Source organism: Pseudomonas sp. W5-36 (assembly GCF_046540455.1).
GTDB classification, from domain to species: Bacteria; Pseudomonadota; Gammaproteobacteria; order Pseudomonadales; family Pseudomonadaceae; genus Aquipseudomonas; species Aquipseudomonas graminis_B.
The window spans coordinates 569,367-581,581 of record NZ_JAXCIQ010000001.1; the positions used below are offsets into that span (position 1 = coordinate 569,367).

The 12,215-nt window shown below is 59.5% G+C and carries 12 protein-coding genes; 7 read left to right on the plus strand and 5 right to left on the minus strand.

All coding sequences use genetic code 11. The features are described 5' to 3' along the window. Positions 1-358: 358 nt before the first annotated feature. The gene (locus SLW74_RS02715) at positions 359-1,960 is read right to left on the minus strand and encodes a glycosyl hydrolase family 17 protein (RefSeq protein ID WP_410928071.1); all 1,602 of its coding nucleotides are present in this window, start codon (positions 1,958-1,960) and stop codon (positions 359-361) included. Between the two features lie 361 nt (positions 1,961-2,321). On the opposite strand from SLW74_RS02715, the gene SLW74_RS02720 reads away from it, so the two are divergent. The 4 genes from SLW74_RS02720 (at position 2,322) to SLW74_RS02735 (ending at position 6,277) form a co-directional block, all read left to right on the plus strand. Then, positions 2,322-3,179, plus strand: a complete 858-nt coding sequence (locus SLW74_RS02720; RefSeq protein ID WP_065986879.1) for a glycine betaine ABC transporter substrate-binding protein — start codon at positions 2,322-2,324, stop codon at positions 3,177-3,179. A gap of 233 nt (positions 3,180-3,412) precedes the next feature. Further along, complete coding sequence (locus SLW74_RS02725; RefSeq protein ID WP_065986881.1) at positions 3,413-3,724, plus strand: DUF485 domain-containing protein; 312 nt, start codon at positions 3,413-3,415, stop codon at positions 3,722-3,724. Next, positions 3,721-5,379 carry a cation acetate symporter gene (locus SLW74_RS02730; RefSeq protein ID WP_192135476.1) on the plus strand — a complete coding sequence of 553 codons (1,659 nt, stop codon included), beginning with the start codon at positions 3,721-3,723 and terminating at the stop codon, positions 5,377-5,379. The genes SLW74_RS02725 and SLW74_RS02730 overlap by 4 nt, the downstream gene beginning before the upstream one ends. 610 nt (positions 5,380-5,989) lie before the next feature. Continuing rightward, positions 5,990-6,277 (plus strand): hypothetical protein, encoded by a 288-nt coding sequence (locus SLW74_RS02735; RefSeq protein WP_065986884.1) that lies wholly within the window; start codon positions 5,990-5,992, stop codon positions 6,275-6,277. Positions 6,278-6,669: 392 nt separating this feature from the next. Here SLW74_RS02735 and SLW74_RS02740 read toward each other — a convergent pair whose 3' ends face one another. Next, complete coding sequence (locus SLW74_RS02740; RefSeq protein ID WP_092410703.1) at positions 6,670-6,828, minus strand: DUF3309 family protein; 159 nt, start codon at positions 6,826-6,828, stop codon at positions 6,670-6,672. A gap of 447 nt (positions 6,829-7,275) precedes the next feature. Here SLW74_RS02740 and SLW74_RS02745 point away from each other — a divergent pair, with 447 nt between their 5' ends. The 3 genes from SLW74_RS02745 to csrA all read left to right on the plus strand — a co-directional run bounded on the left by SLW74_RS02745 (position 7,276) and on the right by csrA (position 8,892). Then, positions 7,276-8,088, plus strand: a complete 813-nt coding sequence (locus SLW74_RS02745) for an SDR family oxidoreductase (protein ID WP_065986885.1) — start codon at positions 7,276-7,278, stop codon at positions 8,086-8,088. Positions 8,089-8,160: 72 nt separating this feature from the next. Further along, the gene (locus tag SLW74_RS02750; protein WP_065986886.1) at positions 8,161-8,493 is read left to right on the plus strand and encodes a YnfA family protein; all 333 of its coding nucleotides are present in this window, start codon (positions 8,161-8,163) and stop codon (positions 8,491-8,493) included. A 201-nt stretch (positions 8,494-8,694) separates the two neighbouring features. Beyond that, positions 8,695-8,892 carry a carbon storage regulator CsrA gene (gene csrA, locus SLW74_RS02755; protein WP_410928072.1) on the plus strand — a complete coding sequence of 66 codons (198 nt, stop codon included), beginning with the start codon at positions 8,695-8,697 and terminating at the stop codon, positions 8,890-8,892. Position 8,893: 1 nt separating this feature from the next. Here csrA and SLW74_RS02760 read toward each other — a convergent pair whose 3' ends face one another. From SLW74_RS02760 to ngg, 3 genes are all read right to left on the minus strand, one after another. After that, on the minus strand, positions 8,894-9,124 hold the full coding sequence (locus tag SLW74_RS02760; protein ID WP_065986890.1) for a YheU family protein: 231 nt from the start codon (positions 9,122-9,124) through the stop codon (positions 8,894-8,896). Positions 9,125-9,188: 64 nt separating this feature from the next. Beyond that, positions 9,189-10,373, minus strand: a complete 1,185-nt coding sequence (locus SLW74_RS02765) for an osmoprotectant NAGGN system M42 family peptidase (protein WP_065986892.1) — start codon at positions 10,371-10,373, stop codon at positions 9,189-9,191. A 92-nt stretch (positions 10,374-10,465) separates the two neighbouring features. Further along, a complete protein-coding gene (gene ngg, locus SLW74_RS02770) occupies positions 10,466-12,214 on the minus strand; it encodes an N-acetylglutaminylglutamine synthetase (protein WP_410928073.1) in 1,749 nt (582 codons plus the stop codon). Position 12,215: the final 1 nt, after the last annotated feature.

A 12,215-nucleotide genomic window follows, 5' to 3' on the forward strand; every position in this document is an offset into this window, starting at 1 on the left:
CGTTCTGGCCGCTACCTGAGGGTAGTTTTATTGTTCTCGGTCGGGCTGCGAGGCCGGGGCCTCGGTAAAGCGTTTCTACTCCAAAAAAATCTGTTGGCTGCGTCTCTGTGCCGTTGTTCTTGTTATGTCAGAGCCGATTCATCTTATTTTTATTGGGTTTTCACATTTTGTTCTTGTTATGCAGGAGATATAGCAGGGTGCGTGCCAACTTTGGTAATCCCTCTTAAATCAAGGGGTTGTGAAATCTGATCAATCGCCACCTCTGCGGTGTAACGGTTTTTTGTTTCCGTGTTACCCGCCTTCGGGCTTTTCAGTCCCTCGGCGGTAACACAATGTATCCGTGGCGCCGCACACTCGGTTACACAGCCTCTTCGATGCGGGTCCGCGTACCGCTCGGCGCGGTTAACCGAACATCGATGCGCACGCTGCGCCACAGTGCCAGCACCATCAGCAGGCTCACCGCCGCCCACGCCCACGCTTGAGGATTGCTCAAGCCTTCGCGAAACAGCTGCGGCACGATGCCCGCGCCGACGATGAACATCAGCAGGCCGATTTCCCGGCGCGGTGCCGCCACCGGGCGAATCAGGTAGACCAAGGCGGGGAGCCACAGCGTCGCCGTCGCGAAGCTGCGGTAGCGCGGATCAAAGACCATCGCCAGCATCATCACCGCCGCTGCGAAGCCGCTGGCGTACAACCACCACGCGGCCCGAGCGTCCAGCCAGGCGAACACGCGCTCGCGCCAGCCCGCGCGGGCTGACAACGCCAGCGCTGCGTGGGCAAGGACCAGCAGATTGAGCGCTACCAGCGCCGCCGCCCACAGGTATTCGCCGGCGAAGCGGCTGGTCACCAGGGCCAGTTCACCCCACGTGCCGATGCAGCAACCGGCGAACGCCGCCAGCAACGGGAGCATCAGCGCGCTGCGTGGTTGACTGACACGGCCGGCCCACGCCAGGGCCATCAGGGCGATGGCACCACTGACCGTCAGCCAGAATGGCCACAAGGGCAGGTTCGAGACCGGCCCGGCCAGCACGCCTTTGTCCTGGCGATCCGCGTCGAACAGCCCCCAGTAACCGCCCACGGCGCCTTCGGACTGGCGCTTCCAGGGCTGGTCGAAGGCCTCGATCAGGTTGTAGTGCCAACCGTGCTGCTCGGCCATCGTGACGAAACTGCGAATGAATCGCGCCTCGTTGACCCGGCTGGGCAACGCCGTTTCACGCTGGCGGCCTTCGCTGGGCCAGCCGGTCTCGCCGATGAGAATGTCCTTGGGCGCGAATTGCTTGCCGAACGTTTCGCGGATCTGCGCGACGTGGGCCAGGGCTTCGTCGATGCCGGTGGGGTCGTCTTCCCAGTACGGCAGCAGGTGGATCGTCAGGAAATCCACGGCAGGCGCGACTTCAGGGTACTGCCGCCAATACTCCCAGACGTCTGCGTAGGTCACCGGCTGCTTGACCTGAGCCTTGACCTGACGAATCAACGTGGCCAGTTGAGCGCCAGTGACTTCCTTGCGCAACAGGCTTTCGTTGCCGACGATCACTGCCGTCACGACATCCGGATGCGTATTGGCTGCCGTCACCAGTGCCTTGATTTCCTTGGCCGTGTCGACCGGATTGCCGTTGACCCAGGCGCCGAGCATCAGCTTGAGGCCGTACTTGCGAGCAATGTCGGGAAGCGCTTCCATGCCGGTCATGGAATAGGTGCGAATGCAGTCGAAACGGGTCGCCAGCAACGCGAGGTCTGCGTCCATGCGCGCGGGGCGCAGGGTGAACGGCTGGTCGAAGGGCGATTGATCCTTGTCAAACGGCGTGTAGGACGCGCACTGCAGTTTGTGGGTCGGCGTGGCGGCGTCCGGCAGAATCACCGGCTTGCCCAGCCAGTACCAATAGCCGCACAGGCCAAGCAGGGCAATCAAACAGGAGAGCAGATAAAGGAGGGCGACAGGGGAGCGGGAGGTTGCGGACATGACGGGGCCGAAGTGGGGCGAAGGTCGGCATAGTAGCAAGATGACGCGGTTACACACCTCATCCTCTCAGCGCTTTTGCACGCCATGCAATTTTCGGACGGTTTCATAGCGTCTTTACGACCTGTCTGTCGTTGATGGCCCGGTGATGTCGTTTACCGGGTGGCTGGGTGTCGCTGGCAGGAAAGGCACAAGGTCTGTGGGGGTTGATGATCCGTTGTCCACGCAGTGATTGCGTCTGCGCGGGCACGTGGTGGAAGCGTGAAACGCGTGGCTTGCCCCGAACCAGGGCGCGAGTGCGACGTTATAAGAACGTTAACGACGCCCGACCGCTGTCGGGTTCTGGACTACCGGGGAAGTGAAAATGACGATGCGAAAAATCCTGGGTGTCGGTGCCGCGCTGGCACTGGCCATCAGTTCCACGCTGGCCCATGCCGACGCCAAACCCGAGCTGAGCATCGGTTATGTCGATGGCTGGTCCGACAGTGTTGCCACCACCAACGTCGCCGCCGAGGTGATCAAGCAGAAACTGGGTTATCCGGTGAAACTGCAGGCCGTTGCCGCCGGGATCATGTGGCAGGGCGTCGCGACCGGCAAACTGGACATGATCCTGTCCGCCTGGCTGCCCGTGACCCACGGCGAGTACTGGACCAAGAACAAGGACAAGGTCACCGACTACGGCCCCAATTTCAAGGACGCGAAAATCGGCCTGATCGTGCCTGAGTACGTGAAAGCCAACTCGGTGGCAGACCTCAAGACCGACGACTCCTTCAAGAAGAAAATCGTCGGCATCGACGCCGGTTCAGGCGTCATGATCAAGACCGACCAGGCGATCAAGGATTACGGCCTCGACGGTTACAAGCTGCAGGCCAGTTCGGGCGCCGGCATGATCGCCGAGCTGACCCGCGCGGAGAACAAGAAGGAGTCCATTGCGGTGACCGGATGGGTGCCGCACTGGATGTTCGCGAAGTGGAAGCTGAAGTTCCTCGAAGACCCGAAAGGTGTATACGGTGCGGCTGAAACCGTCGACAACATCGGCAGCCTGGACCTGGCGAAGAAGGCCCCCGATGTGGCGGACTTCCTGAAGAAGTTCCAGTGGGCCAACAAGGATGAAATCGGCGAAGTCATGCTCGCCATCCAAGACGGCGCCAAGCCTGAAGCGGCGGCCAAGGACTGGGTCGCGAAACACCCGGATCGCGTCAAGGAGTGGACCGGCAAGTAACCGGTCACAAAAGTTTAACGTTGCACCGAACCGTCTGGTGAGCCATCGCCAGGCGGTTTTTTTTTGGCCATTCAGCTCGCCTGTCATGACTTCTTTCAAAGCGGTCGGCAGAAGCGGTGCAATTCGGCGTATCTCAACTAATGTCGTTCTAATACTAAGGTCGTCTGGAGTGCAACGCAGAGCGGACTAAAGTGCAAACCGTGACATCCATCTGTGCTGCGAGGACAAAAACAATGAACGACAGCATTTACCTCTCGATTCAGAACAGCCCGCGCTTCAAGGAGCTGGTCTCGAAAAGGGAACGATTCGCCTGGATTCTCTCGGCAATCATGCTTGGGCTCTATGCCGCATTCATCCTTCTGATTGCGTATGGGCCTCAGATTCTCGGCGCTAAACTCAGCGCCACGTCAACCATTACCTGGGGTATGCCGATCGGCGTCGGGCTGATTCTGTCCGCGTTTATTCTGACCGCCATCTACGTTCGCCGCGCAAACGGTGAGTTCGATGACCTGAACAACGCGATCCTTAAGGAGGCACAGCAATGATCCGGCGCCTGCTTGCGGCCTTCGGCCTTGCGGCTTTCGCACCGACACTCTGGGCAGCCGAAGCGCTGACCGGTGCGGTGCAGAAGCAACCGTTGAACGTGTCGGCGATCATCATGTTTGTGGTCTTCGTCGGATTCACCCTGTACATCACGTACTGGGCGTCGAAAAAGAACAAGACAGCGTCGGACTATTACTCGGCAGGCGGCAAGATCACCGGTTTCCAGAACGGTCTGGCCATTGCCGGTGACTACATGTCGGCGGCGTCCTTTCTGGGGATTTCCGCGCTGGTGTACACCTCCGGCTACGACGGTCTGATTTACTCCATCGGCTTCCTGGTGGGCTGGCCGATCATCCTGTTCCTGATCGCCGAACGCCTGCGTAACCTGGGCAAGTACACCTTCGCTGACGTGGCGTCCTATCGCCTCAAGCAGAAGGAAATCCGCACCTTGTCCGCCTGCGGTTCGCTGGTGGTCGTGGCGTTCTACCTGATCGCGCAGATGGTCGGCGCCGGCAAGCTGATCCAGCTGCTGTTCGGTCTGGACTATGCGGTGGCGGTGGTGCTCGTCGGTATCCTCATGTGCCTGTACGTGCTGTTCGGCGGCATGCTGGCGACCACATGGGTACAGATCATCAAGGCGGTGATGCTGCTCTCCGGTGCGTCGTTCATGGCGTTGATGGTGATGAAGCACGTCAACTTCGACTTCAACGTGCTGTTCTCGGAAGCTGTGAAGGTTCACCCGAAAGGTGAGGCGATCATGAGCCCGGGCGGTCTGGTGAAAGATCCGATTTCGGCGTTCTCCCTGGGTCTGGCGCTGATGTTCGGCACCGCGGGCCTGCCACACATCCTGATGCGCTTCTTCACCGTGAGTGATGCGAAGGAAGCCCGTAAGTCGGTGCTCTACGCGACTGGTTTCATCGGCTACTTCTACATCCTGACCTTCATCATCGGTTTTGGCGCGATCCTCTTGGTTAGCACCAACCCGGCGTTCAAGGACGCGGCGGGCGCGCTGCTCGGCGGCAATAACATGGCGGCGGTTCACCTGGCCGATGCGGTCGGTGGCAGCCTGTTCCTGGGCTTTATTTCGGCGGTGGCGTTCGCGACCATTCTGGCGGTCGTGGCGGGTCTGACCCTGGCCGGTGCTTCGGCGGTGTCTCACGACTTGTATGCCAGTGTGATCAAGGCGGGCAAGGCTAACGAGAAAGACGAGATCCGTGTGTCGAAGTACACCACGGTTGCATTGGCGGTCGTGGCGATTCTGCTGGGTATCGCGTTCGAGAGTCAGAACATTGCGTTCATGGTGGGCCTGGCGTTCTCGATTGCGGCGAGCTGTAACTTCCCGGTGTTGTTGCTTTCGATGTACTGGAAGAACCTGACCACGCGTGGCGCGATGATCGGCGGCTGGATGGGGCTGGTCAGTGCGGTGGTGTTGATGGTCCTCGGTCCGACCATCTGGGTGCAGATTCTGCATCACGAGAAGGCGATTTTCCCGTACGAGTATCCTGCGTTGTTTTCGATTGCGATTGCGTTTGTCGGGATCTGGTTTTTCTCGATCACGGATAAGTCGAAGGCGGCAGAAGGTGAGCGTGCGTTGTTTTTCCCGCAGTTTGTGCGTTCGCAGACGGGCCTGGGGGCCAGTGGTGCGGTGTCGCATTGATTTGAGCTGATGCTGTGATGAAAACGCCCCGACTATTCGGGGCGTTTTTGTTTTAAAAGCGCTCGAGATCAGGAGCGTCTGCCTGGGGGCAGACTGTTTCGCCTTCGGCGAGTTACTTGATAAAGCCCCAAGTAACCAAGGGCTTGTGCTCCTGGTTGGGCTCCTCCTTCGTCGGAGTACCCTCACTCCGGTCTCGCTCCGTGGGCCCGCGCCGAACGGACATCCATGTCCTGACGGCGCTCTCGCGGCATCCATGCCGCTCGGCCCACTCCGCGAGACCTCCGTTCAGCCTGCACCCAAGTCGCGTTTGGCGGTGACTGGGCTTTTTACGTAGGAAGAGCAAGATCACAAGCGCGTCCGGTGTAGGACCGGCTTTAGCCGGGAAGGGGCCGGTTTGATCACCAAACGTTTTACTGAATGCCCGCGCTGCTTTTAGTGGAACCCGCTTTAGCCGGGAAGGGGCCAGTTCAGGCGCGGGTAAATCTGAGGCAGATGTCATTTTTGCGATCAGTGCTTAAAAAAGATTGAACCGCTTTTACACCGGTTCGCCTAATGATCAGCGTGTGGAGATTCCCACAGGCCTTGTGCTAATACCGGCACTCTTCGAGAGGTGGTTAACGTGGCTAAAGACGACAAGAAAACCAAAGGTGAAGCTTCGAAAGCCAGCAAGGATTTGAAGGACAAGAAGTCCTCTCCGGAAAAGAAATCAGCGGCGGCCTCGACTCTTTCCAAGTCTTCTGAAAAGAAAGACACCAAGAAAGACACCAAGAAAGCGGCTGAACCAAAGAAAGCCGCTGAGCCAAAGAAGGCGGCAAAGAAAGCTGACAGCAAGCCAGAAAAGGCCAAGAAATCAGACAAGGCAGAAAAGGCCGACAAGCCTGCAAAAAAGAAAAAGTAATATCTGCACCTGGCTAGGGCTTCACGCCCTAGCTTCCCCAGAACGTTCTGTTCGATCGTTGTAAATCCCCCCCGATCTCCTCAACACCCAGTGGCTGCCGCTGACGGGCGAACGCAAGTTTCTGAATTGTTAGTGTTCAAACCGACCCATTCCCGGCTAAAGCCGGTCCCACTAAAAAGCACACCGCGTACACCCTGTGGGACCGGCTTCAGCCGGGAAGCCGTTGCCGTTGTCGTTGCTTTTGATCTTCATGCGCAAAAAGCTCAGACATTGCCAATCGCGACTTGGGTGCAGGCCGAACGAACAATCTGCCCCTAGGCAGATCGGCCCCTAAAAAAAACACAAAAAAAACCGCGCCTGAGCGCGGTTCTTTTTTAATGTCAGCCTGGCAGTTAAATCCTGCCCAGCAACACCAATATCAGCAGGATCACCAGGATCGTACCGATGATGCCCGACGGACCGTAGCCCCAGCTTCTGGAGTGCGGGAATACCGGAAGTCCACCGATCAACAGCAGGATGAGGATGATGATCAGAATTGTGCCGATGCCCATGACGAGTTCCTTCTAGTGTTCTTGGAAGATGGCTATGCAACTCAAGACGTTGCCTCTCAGGCGAGTCATTGTGCTGCTTGATGAATCCGACTGTCGCTTTAATCAAAAGGTTCTGAGCGGCGGAAATAAAAATTAACACCTGTTGAAAAATCTATATAAATCATGGGTTTGAAATTTTAGCAAGACAATTTATCGCAGCAGATTTTGATTAAAAATGCGCAAAAAGTGCCTGGCTTAGTGTGGAACGAACCTGTAACTAACTGGTCGCCAAGTTTGATATAACACGCTGCGCTTTAATCAACCCGCAGACCGAATACATCCAAAAGAGTGGCCATCCATTCAAAGCATCGGTTTGCCTCTCATATTCAGCGACCTGATGAAGGGTTTGTCGGACAATCCTCCTGTTTACACTCTGGCTAATTCTTCGCAACCGACAGGGCGTCTGCTATGCACAATCGCATCATGATCACCGGCGCAGGGTCCGGGCTGGGACGCGAGATCGCGCTGCGCTGGGCGCGCGAAGGGTGGCAGCTGGCGCTGTCGGATGTCAGTGACAGCGGCCTTCAGGAAACCCTGCGCCTGGTGCGCGAAGGAGGGGGGGACGGTTTCGTTCAGCGCTGTGACGTGCGGGACTACAGCCAGCTCACCGCGTTCGCCCAGGCCTGCGAACAGAAACTCGGCGGCATCGATGTGATCGTCAACAACGCCGGCGTCGCTTCAGGCGGATTCTTTGGCGAATTGTCCCTGGAGGATTGGGACTGGCAGATCGCGATCAACCTGATGGGGGTGGTCAAGGGCTGCAAAGCGTTTTTGCCGCTGCTGGAACAGAGCAAGGGCAAGATCATCAACATCGCCTCCATGGCGGCGTTGATGCAGGGGCCGGCGATGAGCAATTACAACGTCGCCAAGGCGGGGGTGGTTGCGCTGTCGGAGAGCCTGCTGATCGAACTGCGTCAGCAGGAAATCAGCGTGCATGTGGTGTGTCCGTCGTTCTTCCAGACCAACTTGCTGGATTCCTTTCGCGGCCCCACGCCGGCGATGAAAGCCCAGGTTGGCAAGTTGCTGGAGAGTTCGCCCATCAGCGCGAGGGACATCGCCGATTACATCTACCAGCAGGTGGCCAGTGGCGAGTTCATGATCCTGCCCCATGAGCAAGGGCGAATGGCCTGGCAGCTCAAGCAGAAAAATCCTCAGTTGCTGTACGACGAGATGGCCACTATGGCGGAGAAGATGCGCGCCAAGGCGAAGTCCGGAAGCTGAGCCAGACATTCTGAACGGGTCTTTTCTGATAGGGTGGCCGGCACTTTCCGGCTGCCCAAGACGAGGCTCATTGTGCTCAATTACCTGTGGTTTTTCCTCGCCGCGCTGTTCGAGATCGCCGGGTGTTATGCCTTCTGGATGTGGCTGCGACAGGGCAAGAGCGCGCTGTGGGTGATTCCGGCGCTGGTCAGCCTGACGCTGTTCGCCGTGCTGTTGACCCGGGTCGAAGCCACGTATGCCGGGCGCGCCTACGCAGCCTACGGTGGCATCTACATCATTGCTTCCATTGCCTGGCTGGGCGTTATCGAACGTGTCCGACCGTTGACGTCCGACTGGATCGGCGTTGGCCTGTGCGTGATCGGCGCGACCATCATCCTGCTCGGCCCGCGCTGGTCAGCCGCCTGATGCGTTGTGCCTGAGGCACAACCTGACGTCTGCCGTACCTTTCTCCGACGCGTGGGCCGGAAATGTCCAAGTGCGTAGGAAGCGTCTGTCGGCCATGTTCTTGAAGGGATGAAGGGCGTTACTGATTTTGCTCTGGCGCATTGAAGCGCGGGGACCTGAGCGTCAACCTGCTTCCTCGGTTACAGCCAAGGAGTAGGACGTATGCTGGTATTGACGCGGGAAATCGGAGAGACCTTCAACATTGGCGATGACATCACCGTGAAGGTGCTGGGCATCACCGGCAATCAGGTGCGCTTGGGAATCGATGCGCCCCAGAGCATCAGGATTCATCGGGCAGAAGTTATCCGACGGATCGCCTCACGGCTGCAGCACCTCGCCAACCTGTTGCCGGGCAGGTGACCTATTCCTCGAAATATTCCTTTGGCACTTCATGCTTGAGCATCAGCTGACATTGCTGGCTGTCCATGTCGAAAAAAATCACTGCCTGACCTTTGCTCAGCGCATGGCGCACCCTCAATACGCGGGTTTCGAGGGGGGTGTCGTCGCCGTTGTCAGTACCGTCGCGGGTCACGAAATCCTCGATCAGGCGCGTCAGGGTGTCGGCTTCGAGTTGGTCGTAAGGGATCAGCATAGGTTTCTCGGCCATCACAAAAAGTACACGGGGCGGCGATGCTATCGCGCCCCGTGCGGGCAGGCTACCGCTGCCCCACCAATGTATCCACCGACGGCACACGAGTGTCGCTTTCCATCTGCGCGTCGTGCTCCAGCTGATGGCTGAAATTCTCCAGCGATGCGTTGGACGGATGCGCGTCGCTGGCAAACACTGGCGGGCTCATGATGTAGGCGGTGAGCAGACGGCTCAGCGTGCTCAAGCTGTCGATGTGGGTGCGTTCGTAGCCATGTGTCGCGTCGCAGCCGAACGCCAGCAGGGCGGTGCGCGTGTCGTAACCGGCAGTGATCGCCGAGTGCGCGTCGCTGTAGTAATAGCGGAACAGGTCGCGTCGTACGGACAATTCGTTTTGCTCGCCCAGGCGCAGCAAATGGCGTGACAGGTGATAGTCGTAGGGGCCGCCGGAATCCTGCATCGCCACGCTGACCGCGTGTTCGCTGGAGTGCTGGCCGGGGGCAACGGGGGCGATGTCGATACCGACGAACTCGCTGACGTCCCACGGCAGGCTGCCCGCAGCGCCGCTGCCGGTTTCTTCGGTAATGGTGAACAGCGGGTGGCAATCGATCAGGGGCTCGACGCCGCTGTCGACGATAGCTTTGAGCGCCGCGAGCAGGGCGGCGACGCCGGCCTTGTCGTCCAGATGGCGCGCGCTGATATGCCCGCTGTCGGTGAACTCGGGCAACGGGTCAAATGCCACGAAGTCGCCGATGTTGATGCCCACCGATTCACAATCCGCGCGGGTCGCGCTGTAGGCGTCCAGGCGCACTTCGACGTGGTCCCAACTGATGGGCATCGTGTCGACGGCCGTGTTGAACGCGTGCCCGGAGGCCATCAACGGCAGCACGCTGCCGCGAATCACGCCATTGTCGGTGAACACGCTGACGCGGCTGCCTTCGGCAAAGCGGCTGGACCAGCAACCGACCGGGGCCAGACCCAGCCGGCCGTTGTCTTTGACTTCGCGAACGCTGGCACCGATGGTGTCCAGGTGCGCGGAAACGGCGCGGTCGGGACTGTTCTGTTTACCTTTCAACGTGGCGCGGATGGTGCCGCGGCGGGTCAGCTCGAACGGGATGCCCAGTTCTTCCAGGCGCTCGGCGACGTAGCGCACGATGGTGTCGGTGAAACCGGTGGGGCTCGGGATCGCGAGCATTTCCAGCAGGACTTTCTGCAGGTAATTCAGATCCGGTTCATGGATGTTTGCAGTCGTCATAGGAACCTCAGTGTGGGGCGCTGAATGACCTGATAGCGGGCTCGCTGGCGGATTCGATCCGCCGGCAAGCTCACTGCTACAGGAATGGCGCCTTAGCCATGGGCAGGCTGGCTGTGGGGAAACAATAGATCGACGAAGCGCTCGGCCGTCGGTTGTGGCTCGTGATTGGCCAGACCGCAGCGCTCGTTCGCTTCGATGAATACGTACTCCGGCTGATCGGCGGCGGGGACAATCAGGTCCAGGCCGACCACCGGGATATCGAGGGCGCGCGCGGCGCGTACGGCGGCGTCCTTGAGTACCGGGTGAAGAATCGCGGTGACGTCTTCCAGACAGCCGCCGGTGTGCAGGTTCGCGGTACGTCGCACGGCCAGGCGCTGATCGGCCGGTAATACACTGTCGAAGCTGAACCCCGCTTCTTCAACGGTGCGGCGGGTTTCATCGTCCACCGGGATCTTGCTCTCGCCGTCGGTAGCGGCAGACCGACGCCGGCTCTGGGCCTCGATCAATTGGCCGACGGTGTGACGGCCATCGCCGATGATCTCGGCGGGCCGACGGATCGCGGCGGCGACCACGTCGAATCCGATCACGACGATGCGCAGGTCCAGGCCTTCATGGAAGCTCTCGAGCAGCACACGACTGTCGAACTGCCGAGCACGCTCGACCGCTGCCTGGACGTCTTCGATGGTGCGAAGGTCCACGGCCACGCCCTGACCCTGCTCACCGTCGACCGGTTTGACCACGACGCACTGATGTTCTTCAAGAAACGCCAGGTTATCGTCGCCATTGCCGGCCAGCTGCTGCACCGGCACTGCCAGACCTGCGGCCTTCAGCGTCTTCTGGGTCATGCGTTTGTCCTGACACAGCGTCATGCTGACCGCGGTGGTCAGGTCGCTCAGTGACTCCCGGCAACGCACGCGGCGACTGCCATGAATCAGCGTGAACAGCCCGGCTTCCGCGTCATCCACCTGCACCTCGATGCCGCGGCGATGGGCTTCTTCTACGATGATCCGGGCATAGGGGTTGAAGTCCGCCTGGGGGCCGGGGCCGAGAAACAGCTTCTCGTTGATGCCGTTTTTACGCTTGATGGCGAAGGTCGGCAGGTTGCGGAACCCCAGCTTGGCGTAAAGGCTCTTTGCCTGCTGATTGTCATGCAGCACCGACAGATCCAGGTACGCCAGGCCCCGGCTCTGGAAGTGCTCGACCAGATGACGCACGAGCACTTCGCCGACACCGGGCCGTGTGCATTGCGGATCAACCGCCAGACACCACAAGCTGCTGCCATTTTCGGGATCGTTGAAAGCCTTTTGGTGATTCAGGCCCATCACGCTGCCGATCACGGCATTGGTGGCCTCGTCTTCGGCGATCCAGTAAACCGGGCCGCCGTGATGACGCGGTGTCAGCAGGTTGGGGTCGATGGGCAACATGCCACGGGCGATGTACAGGTTGTTGATCGACGTCCAGTCTCCCTCGCTTTGTGCCCGGCGAATCCTGAAGCCACGAAACACGCGCTGGGCCGGGCGGTAATCGCTGAACCACAGGCGCAGGGTGTCCGACGGATCGAGAAACAGCTGTTGCGGCGATTGCGCCAGCACCTGTTGCGGGGCAGCGACGTATAAAGCGATGTCGCGCTCGCCCTGCTTTTCGTTGATCAAATCCTGCGCGAGAGAGGCCGGGTCAGGGTAGGTATGGCCAATCAGCAGCCGTCCCCAGCCGCAATGCAGAGCCAGCGGTTCTGTCTCAGGCGTGCTGCCGTCTTCGGCAAGGCGAGCCTGCAAGCGTTCGTACGACGGCGCCTGGCCGCGCAACAAACGCTGGTTGTGAATCGAAGCGTTGGCTTTCATC